The organism is Pseudomonas sp. JV414, assembly GCF_032424305.1.
GTDB classification, from domain to species: domain Bacteria; phylum Pseudomonadota; class Gammaproteobacteria; order Pseudomonadales; family Pseudomonadaceae; genus Aquipseudomonas; species Aquipseudomonas lini.
In genome coordinates, this window is the sequence record NZ_VYKC01000022.1 from 672668 (window position 1) to 688437 (window position 15770).

14 protein-coding genes are annotated in these 15770 nt (G+C 60.3%); 11 read left to right on the top strand and 3 right to left on the bottom strand.

The annotated features are described in order from the left end of the window. Positions 1-83 precede the first annotated feature (83 nt). A complete protein-coding gene (locus tag F6R97_RS27005; protein ID WP_315867383.1) occupies positions 84-806 on the bottom strand; it encodes a pirin family protein in 723 nt (240 codons plus the stop codon). A 216-nt stretch (positions 807-1022) separates the two neighbouring features. Here F6R97_RS27005 and F6R97_RS27010 point away from each other — a divergent pair, with 216 nt between their 5' ends. Both F6R97_RS27010 and F6R97_RS27015 read left to right on the top strand, forming a co-directional pair. Beyond that, the gene (locus F6R97_RS27010) at positions 1023-1973 is read left to right on the top strand and encodes a GlxA family transcriptional regulator (RefSeq protein ID WP_038978360.1); all 951 of its coding nucleotides are present in this window, start codon (positions 1023-1025) and stop codon (positions 1971-1973) included. A gap of 186 nt (positions 1974-2159) precedes the next feature. After that, the gene (locus tag F6R97_RS27015; RefSeq protein WP_050681851.1) at positions 2160-3638 is read left to right on the top strand and encodes an ATP-binding protein; all 1479 of its coding nucleotides are present in this window, start codon (positions 2160-2162) and stop codon (positions 3636-3638) included. Here the strand turns inward: F6R97_RS27015 and F6R97_RS27020 are convergent. Beyond that, complete coding sequence (locus tag F6R97_RS27020) at positions 3603-6407, bottom strand: ATP-binding protein (RefSeq protein WP_050681850.1); 2805 nt, start codon at positions 6405-6407, stop codon at positions 3603-3605. The two genes, F6R97_RS27015 and F6R97_RS27020, sit on opposite strands and share 36 nt — an antisense overlap. A gap of 334 nt (positions 6408-6741) precedes the next feature. Here F6R97_RS27020 and F6R97_RS27025 point away from each other — a divergent pair, with 334 nt between their 5' ends. Together F6R97_RS27025 and F6R97_RS27030 are read left to right on the top strand one after the other, a co-directional pair. Then, on the top strand, positions 6742-7317 hold the full coding sequence (locus F6R97_RS27025) for a flavodoxin family protein (RefSeq protein ID WP_038978363.1): 576 nt from the start codon (positions 6742-6744) through the stop codon (positions 7315-7317). A gap of 34 nt (positions 7318-7351) precedes the next feature. After that, positions 7352-8176 (top strand): alpha/beta fold hydrolase, encoded by an 825-nt coding sequence (locus F6R97_RS27030; RefSeq protein WP_038978364.1) that lies wholly within the window; start codon positions 7352-7354, stop codon positions 8174-8176. Positions 8177-8209: 33 nt separating this feature from the next. Here the strand turns inward: F6R97_RS27030 and F6R97_RS27035 are convergent, their stop codons facing one another. Next, entirely contained in the window at positions 8210-8674 is a 465-nt protein-coding gene (locus F6R97_RS27035) for an AraC family transcriptional regulator (protein WP_315867384.1), read from the bottom strand. A gap of 275 nt (positions 8675-8949) precedes the next feature. Between F6R97_RS27035 and F6R97_RS27040 the strand changes: the two genes are divergently transcribed. The 7 genes from F6R97_RS27040 to ycaC all read left to right on the top strand — a co-directional run bounded on the left by F6R97_RS27040 (position 8950) and on the right by ycaC (position 15639). After that, positions 8950-9945, top strand: a complete 996-nt coding sequence (locus tag F6R97_RS27040) for an MBL fold metallo-hydrolase (RefSeq protein WP_038978366.1) — start codon at positions 8950-8952, stop codon at positions 9943-9945. A gap of 46 nt (positions 9946-9991) precedes the next feature. Beyond that, positions 9992-10915: a LysR family transcriptional regulator gene (locus tag F6R97_RS27045; RefSeq protein WP_315867385.1), complete on the top strand. Its 924-nt coding sequence runs from the start codon at positions 9992-9994 to the stop codon at positions 10913-10915. A 542-nt stretch (positions 10916-11457) separates the two neighbouring features. Continuing rightward, positions 11458-11826, top strand: a complete 369-nt coding sequence (locus F6R97_RS27050; protein WP_048395009.1) for a DUF6124 family protein — start codon at positions 11458-11460, stop codon at positions 11824-11826. Between the two features lie 272 nt (positions 11827-12098). Continuing rightward, a complete protein-coding gene (locus F6R97_RS27055; protein ID WP_048395008.1) occupies positions 12099-12515 on the top strand; it encodes a DoxX family protein in 417 nt (138 codons plus the stop codon). After that, positions 12508-13098 (top strand): antibiotic biosynthesis monooxygenase, encoded by a 591-nt coding sequence (locus F6R97_RS27060; protein ID WP_048395006.1) that lies wholly within the window; start codon positions 12508-12510, stop codon positions 13096-13098. Before F6R97_RS27055 ends, F6R97_RS27060 begins: the two co-directional genes overlap by 8 nt. A gap of 9 nt (positions 13099-13107) precedes the next feature. After that, entirely contained in the window at positions 13108-14946 is a 1839-nt protein-coding gene (locus tag F6R97_RS27065; protein ID WP_048395005.1) for an amidohydrolase, read from the top strand. Positions 14947-15012: 66 nt separating this feature from the next. Then, on the top strand, positions 15013-15639 hold the full coding sequence (gene ycaC, locus F6R97_RS27070) for an isochorismate family cysteine hydrolase YcaC (protein WP_038984047.1): 627 nt from the start codon (positions 15013-15015) through the stop codon (positions 15637-15639). Positions 15640-15770 lie beyond the last annotated feature (131 nt).

Genomic DNA, 15770 nt, shown 5'->3' on the forward strand with positions numbered 1-15770 from the left:
CGCGAAGGCGTCAGGTCAGCCAATATTAATGTTGAATGACACACCGCTTTCGCGAGCAAGCCCGCTCCCACAGGATTTAGAGGTCATGGCATTTCCGGCAATTCCTGCGGCCGTAAATCAAACACCAAAACCTCGGCATCCACGCCATTGCTCAAGGTCAGCACTTGCTCCTCACGCACCCGCACACCATCACCTTCCCGCAACTGCACGCCGTTCAACTCGACACTGCCACGCGCCACATGCACATAGGCGTAGCGATTGCTGGCCAGTTCCAGCGTGGCGCTTTCCTTGCCATCGATCAGGCCGGCATACACTCGCGCATCCTGCCGAACTTTCAGCGAACCGTTGGCCCCGTCAGGGGAGATGATCAGTTGCAAGCGTCCGCGTTTTTTCTGCGTGCTGAAGTGCTCTTGCTGGTAACGCGGTTTGGCGCCGCTGACCTCCGGCACGATCCAGATTTGCAGGAAGTGCACCGGGCGTGTTGTGGAGTGATTGTATTCACTGTGTGCAACGCCGCTGCCGGCGCTCATCAATTGCACATCGCCGGGACGGATCACCGAACCGGTGCCCAGGGTGTCCTTGTGTTCCAGAGCCCCTTCGAGCACATAGGAAAAAATCTCCATGTCGCGGTGCGGGTGCTGGCCAAAGCCTTTGCCGGCCGCCACGCGGTCGTCGTTGATCACCAGCAGGTCGGAAAAACCCTGCTCCCGCGGGTTGCGGTAATTGGCGAAGGAGAAGGTATGGAATGACTTCAGCCAACCGTGATTGGCCGCGCCGCGATCCGAAGCTTTACGAAGGGTCAGCATGATGAAATCTCCTGTCAGGACATGAATTCGTCCGAGTGAGGAGAAGGTTAATGTTTACCGTTTGGTGCAATAAGTAGATGGAAATTGAAATACTGTCTCTTTCAAGTTGACAGTTTTTGGCGCGAGTTCACGTATTCTTGTTGTTACATTTGGCCATAATGCTCAGCGCTGCTGACGCTATGTTCCTTCTTCTCTGATATCAGTGATGTCCAATCCATGAAAACCGTGGCAATGGTGCTGTTCCCCGACTTTCTTCTGCTCGACATGGCCGGTCCCATGGAGGTGTTTTCGATCGCCAATCGTTATCTGGATTCGGCGGACCGTTACGAGCTGTCGACCATCGGCACCGAGCCGGGTGCGCTGCGAGCCTCAAACGGCGTCAAGGTTCAGGCCGATTTGCACATCGATCAGGCGAACGAGCGCTATGACTTGTTACTGGTGCCAGGTGGGCCGGGAGCCTACAACGAAAAACATCCACCGCTGCTCGACTGGCTTCAGGGCGCCGTCAACCGCGCAAACTGTTATGGGTCGATCTGCACCGGCGCGTTCGTGCTCGGGCATGCCGGGTTGCTGGACGGTTATCGCGTGACCACTCACTGGCATTACACCGAACGCCTGATCAAAGGCTTTCCCAAGGCCACTGTCGAGACCGATCAGATTTTCGTGCAGGACCGCAATCTCATCACCTCCGGCGGTGTCACGGCTGGCATTGATCTGGCGCTCGCGGTGGTTGCCGAAGACCATGGCAAAAAAGTCGCTCAGGATGTCGCCAAGGTGTTGCTGGTGGTGATGAAACGCCAGGGCGGGCAGGCGCAGTTCAGCCCCTTGATGGCGGCGGTCGCGCCCCATGAAACGCCGATCACCCGGGTGCAGAACCATGTGCTCGAACACCTCGATGAAGCGTTCAGCATCGAACGCATGGCCAGTCTGGTGAACATGAGTGCGCGGCACTTCGCCCGGGTTTTCGCCCGGGAAGTGAACATGACGCCGATGGAATTTCTGCAAAGCGCGCGCATCGACTGCGCGAGGAATCTGCTGGAAACCAGCGACCTGCCGCTCAAGACCGTGGCCTATAAAAGTGGCTTTGGCAGCGTGCGGCATATGCGTTTTCTGTTCAGTGAAAAGCTCGGCCTGACCCCCACTCAATACCGCGAACAGTTCAGTTAGAGGGGCGTTGTCCGTCACGCGCACCGTGATGGCCGTGACGCTCCTCCCGTGGCCGTTGTACCGACACCCATGCCTGCCAAGATACCCGTGAACTCTTTGCCATGGAGGTGCGGGAACCTGGATGGATGGGCGCGATGGGTTTTGCGGTACCTTGAGCCGGGCCAGGTTTTCAGCGCATGAACGTGCATGAACAGCCTCAGAAGTATAAATAGCGATGCGGTGCTGCGGTTCGGGCCCTACGCGTTTCACCTGCGTCAGCGATTGATCCTGGAGGGTGATCGCTCACTGCGCATGGGCGGACGAGCCCTGGATATTTTGCAGGTGTTGGTCGAACGCGCCGGCTCAGTGGTGAGCAAGGAGTCCCTGATTGCTCACGTCTGGCCGACCTCGGTGGTGGAGGAAATCAACCTGCGCGTGCACATTGCCGCGCTGCGTCGGGCACTTGGCGATGGCCAGAACGGGCAGCGCTACATCGTCAATATTCCCCAGCGCGGCTACAGCTTCATCGCCCCGGTACAACGCGACCGGACAGGCACGCTGGTACCCGTCGAGACGGAGCACAAGCCTCAACACAATCTGCCTGCGCGGCTCACCCCGGTGACCGGTCGCGACTCCATCGTCGGCAGTGTGGTCCGGCAGTTGCCGGTTCGACGTCTCATGACCCTGATGGGTCCCGCCGGCATTGGCAAAACTACCGTGGCGTTGCGCGTGGCCGAGTTGCTGTTGCAGCACTATCAGGATGGTGTCTGGAGGGTTGATCTGGCGGCCATCGATGACCCGGCGCAACTCGTCGAGCATCTGTCGCGCACGCTGGAACTGGATGTCGGCGGGACACCGCTGGCGCAACGGCATGCCTTGGTGGTGCTCGACAATTGCGATCACCTGCTCGAATGCTGTCGGGCAGTGGTGGACAATCTGCTGGCCTCGGCGCCACGGCTATCGATCCTGGCCACCAGTCGCGAACCACTGCAAGCGGCGGGGGAAACGCTGATGCGTTTACCGGCCCTGGCGGTGCCGCCAGCCTCAGCGATATACAGCGTGGCCGAGGCCATGGATTATTCGGCGGTGCAACTGTTGGTCAGCCGCGCCCGAGCCCGTCAGCAAGGGTTTACCCTGCGCCAACAGGATCTCAAGGCCGTGCGCGAAATCTGTCGGCGGCTCGACGGCTTGCCCTTGGCCATTGAACTGGCGGCGGCGCAGATCGATGCGTTGGCGCTGGTGGGGCTGCAAGCGCAACTTGGCAACTGTTTGCAGTTGTTGACTCAAGGCCGACGCACCGCTCTGCCACGGCATCAGAGTCTGAAAGCTGCCTTGGACTGGAGCTATGAACAGCTGAGCCCGTTGGAGCAGATCGTGTTGCAGCGGCTGGCGGTGTTCAAGATGGCGTTCACCCTGGATGCGGCGATTGGCGTGATCAGTGGCGCGATGCTGCTGCCCGCAAGCCTGGTCAACGTGGTGGAGAGTCTGGCGAATAAATCGCTGCTGTCGGTGGAGCAGGGTAACGGCGTGACCCGCTACCGTTTCCTCAATACCACGCGCGCCTACGCCCTGGAGAAGCTCGAACACAGCGGTTACTTGCGCGCCTTCGAACTGCGTTATGAACGCTACATCAGCCGGGCCCACTGGGCATCAATCGGGCAGGTCGCGCTGCAACTCGTCGAGTAACCGCCGGACTTTTGTCAGGTCCGGTGTGGCGAAGCCTTCGGTGAAACGCTGGTAAATCGGCGCCAGCAGCTTATGGGCTTGCCGGAAATGGCCCTGACGCTGCCACAACTGGGCCAGTGATGTCGCGCTGCGCAGTTCCCAGGCCAGCGCTCCCTGGGTTTTTGCCACGGCTAAAGCCTTGAGCAGCACCGCCTCGGCCGCGCCGATGCTGCTCGGGCAATCTTCTGCCAGTAACGCGTCGGCCCGGGCCCGCAGAATCTCCGCCGTGCTCCAGCCCGCCGCGCCATTTTCGGCCCGTTCCAGCAACGCATCATCGATGAAACGGCTGTCCAGTGTGACCATGATTTCCTTGATCAACCCGGTGTCTGGTCGCGGGGACGCGGGCATCTCGGCAACGTCGATCACCTGCGCGTAATGTTTGGCCCACGTGTAGAACAGCAGCACCGAGTGTTTCTTCGCCTGCTCAAGCAGCAGGTTCAGGAGCTCGCGGGCGACCGGAGTGTCGCCGTTGTAATGAGCGATCAGGCAACCGGCCAGCGCCAGGGTGTAGCAGATAGACGTGCCATGATTGATCTGCATCGCGATATCGAGCGCCTGTCGTGCGGTGCGCCAGGCTTTTTCCGGGTGCCCTTGCAACCAGAGAATGCGCGCCAGAATCGTCAGGGCTGCGACGCTCTGATCGTAATGCACACCAAAGCAGTAGCTGAAGCGGTTGAGGTGACCGCTCTGGGCCAGGCATTGAATGACCTGTTCGACATTCTCCCGCGCCAGAGGCTGATCCCCGGCAAAGTGCAGGGCCAGAACCCGCAAGCGTTGGGTGCTGAGGGCCAACACCGCGTCACCGTGCAACCCCAACCGCTCGAATTGTCGGCTCTGCTCCAGGGCCTGTTGGTAGTGGCCGCAACTGAGATCAACCGCCAAGTGCCCGGAAATCGCTTTGAGCTGACCGGCCACATCATTGCAGCGTTCAGCCAGGTGTTTGGCGCTGACGAACGCTTCGACCGCTTCGGCGCTACTGCCCAGGGTGTGGTAGCAGGAGCTGCCGAGGGCAAGCTTGAGGGTTATGGTCACACGCGGGCAGGGCTGATGCGTCGCTTCGAGCAAGGCCAACGCTTTGCGCACATACACGCCGTGCTCCTTGAGCAGCGACAGTTCCTGCCAGAGCGGCGTCGAGGTCGCGGCGAGACGGATCGCCAAGGGCTGTGGTCCTTGAGCGTTCAAGCCCCAATCGAGTGCAGAACGAATATCTCCCAGGCTGCGGGCGTAACGCTCGGTCCAGCGCTCGCTCGAGATCTGCTCCCAGTCGTTCTGGGCTTGCTGCATCAACACGAGGCAGCGTTCGGCATGGCGCTGGCGGGTATCCGGCAGTTCTTGGGCCTGGGCGAGTTTTTCCAGTGCATAGCCACGTGTGGTGTCGAGCAGACGGTAGAACACTTCTTCGTCGCCGACTTCCACGTTCAGCAATGACTTTGCGACCAATTGGGTGATCGAGGAAAACACCATCCCGGGCTCGATGTGCTGGCCGACAATCACGGCGGCGGCAGATTCCAGCGTGAAACCGCCCCGGAACAGGCTCAATCGACGCAGGCAGGTTTGCTCGCAGGCGCTGAGCAGTTCAAAGCTCCAATCCAGTGTCGCGCGCAGGGTTTGATGGCGGCCAAAATTCGTTTGGCAGCCTTGGGTGAGCAGGCGAAAGCTGCCTTGCAGTTGCGACAGCAATCCACTCAATCCCAGGCTGCCCACTTGCGCTGCCGCCAGTTCGATGGCCAGCGGTATGCCGTCCAGCCGCCGGCAGATTTCAATCGCCAGCGGCAGTTCGGCTTCGCTCAGTTCGAAGCAGTCGTGGCTGGCCATCGCCCGCTCGACAAATAACTGCAGCGCCGAAAACGTCAGGGCCTGGGCGCGGTCGAGCACGGCGATGGGCGGCGGGCAGTCCAGTGATTCCAGGCGCTGCACGAACTCACCTTCGGCCCGCAGGCTCTCGCGGCTGGTGGCCAGAATATGCACCTGGGGCGCCGCGCGCAGGATGCTTTCACTGAGCAACGCAATGGCGTCGATCAAGTGTTCGCAGTTGTCGATGACCAGCAGCATCTGCCGTTCGCGCAGGAGCCTGGCGAGACCGTTCATGGGTTCGGCGTCGTGCAAGGACAAATTTAGCAGCGCTGCCAGGTGCGCGGTGATCATCAAAGGGTCGTTGATCGGTGCCAGGTCCAGCAGGCGAATGCCGTCTCGGTAGCGGCCGATCAATTGTTCGGCAACGCGCAGTGCCACCGTGGTCTTGCCGATTCCGCCGGGGCCCACGAGGGTGATGAAACGCTGCCGCGCCAGTTGCGCCATCAGGCTGTCGACCAGAGCCTGGCGGCCGATCATGCGGGTCCGACGGATCGGCAGGTTATGCCGGCTCGGTCCATTTGCGGCGCTTTTCGGGCTTTGCTCGACGTGCTCCACAGAGAACGGCGCGACAAAACTGTACCCGCGCTGGGCAACGGTGACGATGTAGCGCTGGCCGGCCTGACCGTCACCGAGGGCTTTGCGCAGCGCCGCCATGTGCACCCTCAGGTTGATGTCTTCCACCACGCTTTTGGGCCAGACCCGAGCGATCAGTTGCTGCTTGCTCACCACCTGCCCGGCGTGTTCCAGCAGGATCAACAGAATGTCCATGGCGCGCCGACCCAGGCGCAAGGGCTGGTCGGCCTCCATCACCAGGCGTTGTCCGGGGTAGATCCGGTAAGGGCCGAAATGGATGGCCTGTTCGGGAGAAAGGGTCAACGGGTCACTCCTGCTTGCAGCCGTCTATCACGCGGTATCCGGGCATATTCCTCAGGTTTTTTCGGCAGCGCAACGCAGCGTCGAGCACCTGGTGGCAGCGCGTATCGGTCGCTGCATTCAGGCCAGTGCCGGCCGGTCCCGTATTTATTGGGCGCGATGCCGCTGAAGGCGCAGCGAAATCCATTGGCGCACCATTGAAAATTAACAACGTTTAACTCGTCCTGCATCCGGTCTACGCTCAAAAATCCATCCCTTCAAGTTCAACCGAAGGCACTGACCTTCTTGCAACAAAAAGCGTGCCGAAAAAAGGATGAACACTTCTGGAGGAACCGGAATGAGCAACGTGGTGGTGGTCTATCACAGTGGCTACGGGCACACCCGGGTCATGGCCGAAGCCGTGGGCCAGGGTGTGGAACGGCACCTGGGCAGCACCTGTCGGCTGATTCCGGTCGAGGAAGTGGATGAGCACTGGGAACGTTTGCACCGTGCTGATGCAATCATCTTTGGCGCCCCGACTTACATGGGCAGTGCCTCGTCGGCCTTCAAGGGTTTCATGGAAGCTACCGCATCGTTTTACCTGGCCCAGCCCTGGCGCGACAAACTCGCCGCCGGGTTTACCAATTCCGGCTGCCTGTGCGGCGACAAGCTCAACACCTTGCTGCAGATGACCGTGTTCGCCGCCCAGCACTCGATGATCTGGGTCGGCCTCGACCTGCTGCCGGCGCGCAGCAGCATGGGCCTATTCGATGGGCAGTTGAATCGGCTCGGCAGTTCGCTGGGAGCCATGGCGCAGTCGAACGTCGAACAATCTCCCGACCTTGCACCGCCGCCCGAAGACCGCCGCACCGCCGCGCATCTGGGCGAGCGGGTGGCACGCCTGGCCGAACGAATGGCCCGCACCTCTTATTAACCGCCGCAAAATCCATGCATGAGGAGACATCACCATGAGTACCTTTACCACTCGAGACGGTACCGAGATTTACTACAAGGACTGGGGCACCGGTCAGCCGATCGTCTTCAGCCACGGTTGGCCATTGAACGCCGACAGCTGGGAGTCGCAGATGTTCTTCCTGGCTTCCAAAGGCTACCGGGTCATTGCCCATGATCGCCGTGGTCACGGTCGTTCGAGCCAGCCATGGTTCGGCAATGAAATGGACACTTACGCCGATGACCTGGCGCAACTGATCGAGCATCTGGATCTGCAAAACGCCGTGCTGTTCGGCTTCTCCACCGGCGGTGGCGAAGTGGCGCGCTACATCGGTCGCCACGGCACCGGTCGGGTGGCCAAGGCCGGGCTGATTTCCTCGGTGCCGCCGTTGATGCTCAAGACCGAGGCCAACCCCGGCGGCTTGCCGCTGGAAGTGTTCGATGGTATTCGTCAGGCGTCCCTGGTCGACCGTTCGCAGCTGTACAAGGATCTGGCCAGCGGTCCGTTCTTTGGCTTCAATCGCCCAGGTGCCAAGCCGTCCCAAGGCATGATCGACTGGTTCTGGCTGCAGGGCATGATGTCCGGCCACAAGAACGCGTATGACTGCATCAAGGCGTTCTCCGAAACCGACTTTACCGAAGACCTGAAGAAGTTCGACGTGCCGACCCTGGTGGTGCATGGCGACGACGACCAGGTCGTGCCGATCGAAGCCGCCGGCATCGCCGCGGCGAAACTGGTCAAGGGTTCTACATTGAAGGTCTACCCGGGAGCACCCCACGGCCTGACCGACACCCACAAGGATCAACTCAACGAAGATCTGCTGGCGTTCATCAAGGGCTGATCAAGATCAAAAGATCGCCGGCTGCGCCAGCGCCTACACGGTTATGTGAATCCCTGTAGGCGCTGGCGAAGACTGCGATCTTTTGATTGTGAGAGAGGGAAGGGAACGCACGGCCCGACAGCGCCAGGCAAACGGTGAAACGCCTTCGCTGCGGGTGAAAATATGGGAAAAATGTGCCTGATCGCAGAAGCCGCATTCCAGGCTGATTTGCGTCAGGGTCAGGTCGGTGTTCTGGATCAACTGCTTGGCCCGGGCGATGCGTTGCCGGCGAATCCAGTCTTGCGGCGAGAGGCCGGTGCTGCACTTGAACGCACGGGAAAAATGACTGCGTGACAGGGCGCACGCCCGTGCCAGTTCAGTCACTTCCAGGGTTTCACCGAGGTGATCGAGGATCAACTGCTTGGCCAGATTTTCACGCCAGGGGCTGAGCCTGCCAGTGGTTTTTTTTTGCGTTTCAGTGGAGGACGCGCTGATCGCGTTTTGCTGAAAGTGAGCCATGGCCAATGTCCGTGTCGGAGGGCGCGCGCGGGTGCGCTGCACGGTAAGTCAGCACGTTCCCTCGAAAAAAAAAGGTCTGCGCAGAGGGCTTCATTCTTTGTCGCGGGAGCTTTGGCTTGCGAGTTAAACGTTGTTAATTCCGCGGTCAGGCCAAGCGTGAAAAAGCCTCAACTGAGCACATCGCTGCAATCGCGCCAACGCCGGGCCGTGCAAGATTGACGACGTGTAGCGGCCTGGGCAGGGCCGCTTTTTCTGGCTCGATCAAGGGTGATCTCATGAAGCATTCCCACGTTTGCATGCTTGGCGGACTTGGCTTGGCATTGGCGCTGATGTCCAGCACCTGCCTGGCCCAGGCACCGGCGCAAGTGAACACTCAGGTACCCGGTTATTACCGGCTCGCGGTGGGCGACTACGAGGTGACGGCGTTGTTTGATGGCTACAACGACCTGTCGCCCAAACTGCTCGACGGTCTGACTCAAAACCAGATCCGCGCGTTACTGGCTCGTCGTTCGATTGAAACACCGGGGGTGCAAACCGCCTTCAATGCGTTTCTGGTGAACACCGGCAAACAATTGATCCTGGTGGATACCGGGGCGGGGCAGTGCATCGGTGCCACGGCGGGTCAGCTGTCGGCGAACATCAAAGCCGCCGGTTATCAGCCAGAACAGGTCGATACCATCCTGCTCACGCACTTGCATCTGGATCATGTGTGCGGGTTGGTGGACGGGCAGCAAAAACCGGTGTTCGCCAATGCAACGGTCTATGCGGCCAAGGCCGAAGCCGATTACTGGCTTGACCCTCAGGCGATGGTCAAGGCGCCGGCCGGTGCCAAGGGATTTTTCAAGATCGCTCAGGACTCCACCGCGCCGTATATCGCGGCCGGCCGTTTCAAGACCTTTGCTGCCGGGCAGTCGCCAGTGCCGGGCGTTGTCGATGCCGAGCTGGAGGCGGGGCACACACCGGGCAGTACCACGTATCGGTTCAACTCCCAAGGCCAGAGTATTCTGTTCATGGGCGATCTGGTGCATAACCTGGCGGTGCAGTTCGAGCATCCCGAGGTATCGATTCGTTTCGACGTCGACAGCCAACAAGCGATCAAGAGTCGCGCCAAAGTTTTCAGCGATGCGGCGGCCAGCAAGATCTGGGTCACGGCGGCGCATTTGCCGTTTCCGGGTGTCGGCCATATCACCGCAGTGGACAAGCATTTCCAGTGGGTACCCATCGAGTACGGGCCTTACAAACGAGCGGCGAAAGTGCCGATGATCGAGTAAAGTCCGACAGACTCGCGCCTGGCTGAACACCAAAGGAACCCTGCCCATGAACCGTAACGATCTGCGCCGCGTCGACATGAACTTGCTGGTGATTTTCGAAGCCCTGATGTTCGAAAAGAACCTGACCCGTGTCGCCGAAAAACTCTTCATGGGCCAACCCGCGGTGAGCGCCGCACTGGGGCGGTTGCGTGATTTGTTCGACGATTCGTTGTTGCTGCGCAACGGTCGCGGGATGGAGCCGACGGCACGGGCGTTGGCGATTCTCAAGGAGCTGCAACCGGCGATGGACACCATCTCGGGGGCGGTCAGCCGTGCCAAGGAGTTCGATCCAACCACCAGCTGCGACGTGTTTCGCATCGGGCTGTCGGACGATGCCGAGTTTGGTCTGTTTCCTCCGTTGCTCCGGCAACTGCAAGAAGAGGCGCCGGGGATCGTGGTGGTCGTGCGCCGCGCCAATTACCTGCTGATGCCGGCATTGCTGGCCTCCGGGGAAATTTCGGTGGGCGTCAGCTACACCACCGACCTGCCGGCCAACGCCAAACGCAAGAAGCTGCGCGACATCCCCTGCAAAGTACTGCGCGGCGACAACCGGCCAGAACCGCTGACCCTGGATGATTACTGTGCGAGGCCCCATGCGATGGTGTCGTTTTCCGGTGACCTGAGCGGCAACATCGATGTGGATTTGGCCAAGGTCGGGCGCACGCGACGCGTTGTACTTGGGGTGCCGCAATTCAGTGGGTTACGCGCGTTGCTCGCCGGCACCGAGATGATCGCCACTGTCCCCGATTACGCGGCCTGCGCGTTGGTTGAGGGATGCGCCTTGCGCGCCGAAGATCCACCGTTTCCCATCGATGCTGCGCAATTGTCGATGGCCTGGAGCGGGGTGCATGACAACGATCCTGCGGAGCGCTGGTTAAGGTCGCGGATCAGTCAGTTCATGTCTGAACCCCTGAAAATACCGGCCCCGTAGGAGCTGCCGCAGGCTGCGATCTTTTGATCCTGATGGCCTGACAGCCGACCAATCTTGTATACCCACACAGTCCAACTGTGGGAGCGGGCTTGCTCGCGAAGGCGGTGTGTCATTCAACGGTGATGTCGACTGGTCCACCACCTTCGCGAGCAAGCCCGCTCCCACAGGGGAATGTGTGTTGATTCGAGGGCTGTGTTTAATGGTGTTTAGCGTTACTTCCTGAAAGCTACAGATCCTTGCGCCGTTGCCTACGACTGCGCCAGAATCCGCCGGCTTGTGCGCTTTGGGGGCGGGCTCTATCGTTTGTCGGTCGCTGACGAATCAGCGATCGGGTTTAGCGACCCGGATCATTCCAGGTGCATCAGCGTTCCAAGCTTTGTTGCAGGTTTTCATACACCTGCAATAACGTTATGGCGGCTGTATGTGGGAGACCCTCGGGTCTACCGGGTGCCTGTGACCGGTTCGCTAACCTGCGTGCAGCCGCCACCCTTACTTGTTTAGCGACAGGTCACGGTGGCTCCATTTCCTACAGGAGTTTCACTATGTTCAAACCAACACCGAACCCGCCGCAAACCGATCCAACATCCCCCTACGATCCCCTCGATCCCAAAAAACTCAACGAAGCCGCTGAGCGTGCTCTCGATCACTACCTCAAACCGTCCGCCTCCAAGACTGCGCGCAAACCGAGCACGATTTATACCGTTGCCCCAGGCATCGACATCGAAGAGCTACTGGCCAATGCCAGCGAATCCTTTGCCTCGGCCAAGGTGATCGCCAGTGACTGTGCCGGGTTTCTGGAGGGGCCGCAGCGCAATACGATACTGGGCGTCGCGCAGCTCATCATGCTGGGTGAACTGGCTGTGAGTCGGGCGCTGGATAGTCTGGAATTGAAGGCAGCCCCGGCCGTCTGACCGGATTCAATACGAAACGGCCTTCGGGCCGTTTTTTGTGCCTGAGCAGTAGTGAACACGCACAAAACCCTGTGGGAGCGGGCTTGCTCGCGAAGACGGCGGCACAGTAAACATTGATGTTGCCTGACCCACCGCTTTCGCGAGCAAGCCCGCTCCCACAGGGTTTTGTGTCGTTTGGGCGTTCAATGCACTCGCAAAGAGAGCACGTACATTCAATTTTTCCCCACCCCTTGGCGGCACTATTCAGGCCAGTGATTGAACAAGGGTGAGCCATGAACGCTTCGCAACGGGATGAACAGGCGCGGGATGTCGGGCTGCTGTTTTTGCGGGTCAGTGGCGGTCTGTTTCTGCTGTGGGTTCACGGCTTGCCCAAGCTGCTGGACTTCAGTGCGCAGCTGCAACTGATCGAAGATCCTTTCCACCTTGGTGCCCACCTCACCCTGAGCTTGGCGATTTTCGCCGAAGTACTGTGCCCGTTGCTGATTGTCGCCGGTGTGCTGGCGCGGCTGGCGTGCTTGCCTATTCTGTTTGTGCTGCTGGTGGCGCTGTTGATTGTGCATCCGCAATGGAGTGTGGCCGAAGGGCAGTTTGGCTGGCTGCTGTTGATCCTTTTCACCAGCATCTTCATCGCCGGGCCCGGTCGGCTGGCGCTCAATATCCGTTTCGCCGGAGCCTTCCGTTATGCCTGATTCCAATCGATTCGAAGAAGTCGTGACCCTGATCGTCAAGCACCGGATCAAGGCCGGTTTTGAAGTCCCTTATGAGGCCTGGCTGCGCAACATCGTCAGTGTCGCGGGGCAGAGCGACGGGCATTTGGGCGTGGATGTGATTCGCGGCAAGAACGGTGGCCTTCACATGTTCACCTGCGTGCTGCGTTTTTGCTCGACCGAGGCAATGCAGCGCTGGCTCGACTCGCCGCAACGCCAGGCACTGGTCGACGAAGCCGCGCCGATGCTGGCCGACGGCGACCAGACCGAGGTCAACCCGGTCAATGAATTCTGGTTCTCACCGCTGGCTGAGGCTGGTTTGCCACCGCCGCGCTGGAAGCAGGCCGTGGTGACGTTGTTGGTGATCCTGCCGCACACCTTGCTGGTGCCGCTGCTCTGGGGGCCGCTGTTGCAGCTCAATGCCTTCCTGTCCAACTACGTGGTCGCCACTTTCCTGATCACCCTGACCATTGTGCTGTCGGTGGTGTACGTCTTTATGCCGCTGGCCACGCGCCTGTTCGCGCCGTGGCTGGAAGCCGGCCGGTCCCATTCCACACAGCCTTAAGGAAACGCGATGAACGCCGATCTGATTCTGTTCAATGGCCAGTTTCATACCGTTGACCGGGAAAAACCCCTCGCCAGTGCCGTGGCGATCAGCGACGGCCGTTTCGTCGCGGTCGGCACCGATGCCGAAGCCATGGCCCTGCGCGGTTCGGGCACCCAAGTCATCGACCTCAAGGGCCGTTGCGTCATCCCCGGCCTCAACGACTCGCACCTGCACCTGATCCGCGGTGGTTTGAACTACAACCTCGAATTGCGCTGGGAAGGTGTGCCGTCCCTGGCTGATGCCTTGCGCATGCTCAAGGATCAGGCCGACCGCACGCCGACGCCGCAGTGGGTTCGGGTGGTAGGTGGCTGGAACGAATTTCAGTTTGCCGAAAAACGCATGCCGACCCTGGAAGAACTCAACCAGGCCGCCCCCGATACGCCGGTGTTCGTGCTGCATTTGTACGACCGCGCCTTGCTCAACCGCGCCGCATTGCGCGTCGCCGGTTACACCCGCAACACACCGAACCCGCCGGGCGGTGAGATTGTGCGCGATGCCAACGGTGAGCCGACCGGCATGCTGGTGGCGCGGCCGAACGCGATGATTCTGTACTCGACCCTGGCCAAAGGGCCGAAGTTGCCGCTGGAATATCAAGTCAACTCGACCCGCCAGTTCATGCGCGAACTCAACCGCCTCGGCCTGACCAGTGCCATCGATGCCGGCGGTGGTTTCCAGAATTACCCGGACGACTACGCGGTGATCGAGCAGTTGGCCAAGGACCAGCAACTGACCATCCGCATCGCCTACAACCTGTTCACCCAGAAGCCCAAGGAAGAACTCACCGATTTCAAGAACTGGACCGGCAGCGTCAAGCTGCATCAGGGCGACGACTTCCTGCGGCACAACGGCGCCGGGGAAATGCTGGTGTTCTCGGCGGCGGATTTCGAAGACTTCCTCGAACCGCGTCCGGACTTGCCGCAAACCATGGAAGACGAACTGGAACCGGTAGTCCGCCACCTCGTCGAGCAGCGCTGGCCATTCCGTTTGCATGCGACCTACAACGAATCCATCAGCCGCATGCTCGACGTATTCGAGAAGGTCAACCGCGACATTCCCTTCAATGGTTTGCCATGGTTCTTCGACCACGCCGAAACCATCACCCCGCAGAACATCGAGCGGGTGAGGGCGCTGGGCGGTGGTATCGCGATTCAGGATCGCATGGCGTTCCAGGGCGAGTACTTCGTCGAGCGTTACGGCGCCAAGGCCGCCGAAGCCACGCCGCCGATTAAGCGCATGTTGGCAGAAGGTGTACCGGTTGGCGCCGGCACTGACGCCACGCGGGTGTCCAGCTATAACCCGTGGACCTCGCTGTACTGGATGGTCAGCGGGCGCACGGTGGGTGGCCTGGCGCTATACGAGGAAGGCTTGACGCGCCAGACCGCGCTGGAACTGTTCACCCATGGCAGTGCCTGGTTTTCGTCCGAACAGGGCAAGAAAGGCCAGATCAAGGTCGGTCAACTGGCTGACGTGGCGGCATTGAGCGCGGACTTTTTCAGTGTCGAGGAAGAGGCCATCAAGTGGATCGAGTCGGTGTTGACCGTAGTCGGCGGCAAGGTGGTGTACGCCGCCGGCGACTTCGAAAAACTGGGGCCTCCCAGCGTGCCGGTGCTGCCGGACTGGTCACCGGTGGCGAAGGTTCCGGGGCACTGGCGGCCGAACGCGCCGATGCAGGCGCAAGTTCACCAGTGCAGCGGCCCGTGCGCCGTGCATACCCACAGCCATGAGAAGGCCCGTATGTCGAACGTGCCGGTGAGTGACTTCGCCGGTTTCTGGGGCGCCTTCGGCTGTTCCTGCTTCGCGTTCTGAGTTTTGCAACAAGACGTCGGCCATCGTGGTCGACGCTTCACCTCATCACCATCCGAGGAGTTTCACATGAGCAACGTTCCTTACAAACGACTGAACAAAGACGACGCCGTTGTGCTGCTGGTCGATCACCAGACCGGCCTGATCTCGTTGGTGCAGGATTTCTCGCCCAACGAATTCAAGAACAACGTGTTGGCCTTGGGCGACATCGCCAAGTTCTTCGACCTGCCAACCATCCTCACCACCAGTTTCGACAGCGGTCCGAACGGCCCGATCGTGCCGGAACTCAAGGAGCAGTTCCCGCACGCTCCGTTTATTGCGCGCCCGGGCCAGATCAACGCCTGGGACAATGAAGACTTCGTCAAAGCCGTGAAGGCCACTGGCCGCAAGCAACTGATCATTGCCGGTGTAGTGACTGACGTGTGTGTGGCATTCCCGACCCTGTCGGCGCTGGCTGAAGGTTTTGAGGTGTTCGTGGTGACCGACGCTTCCGGCACCTTCAACACCACCGTGCAACAAGCTTCCTGGGCGCGCATGGCGGCGGCCGGTGCACAACTGATGAACTGGTTCTCGGTGGCGTGCGAGTTGCAGGGCGACTGGCGCAACGACATGGAAGGCCTGGCCAACCTGCTATCGCAGCGCATTCCGAACTACCGCAACCTGATCAACAGCTACACGACGTTCACAGCGAAGTAAGGGGTACGGCTGCCGGTTTCGGTCGGCAGCTTTAAAAGATCGCAGGCTTCGCCAGCTCCTACATGATGGTATGCACCGCCATCGACCGGGCGGTACACAATTCCCCCGTAGGAGCTGGCGAAGCCTGCGAT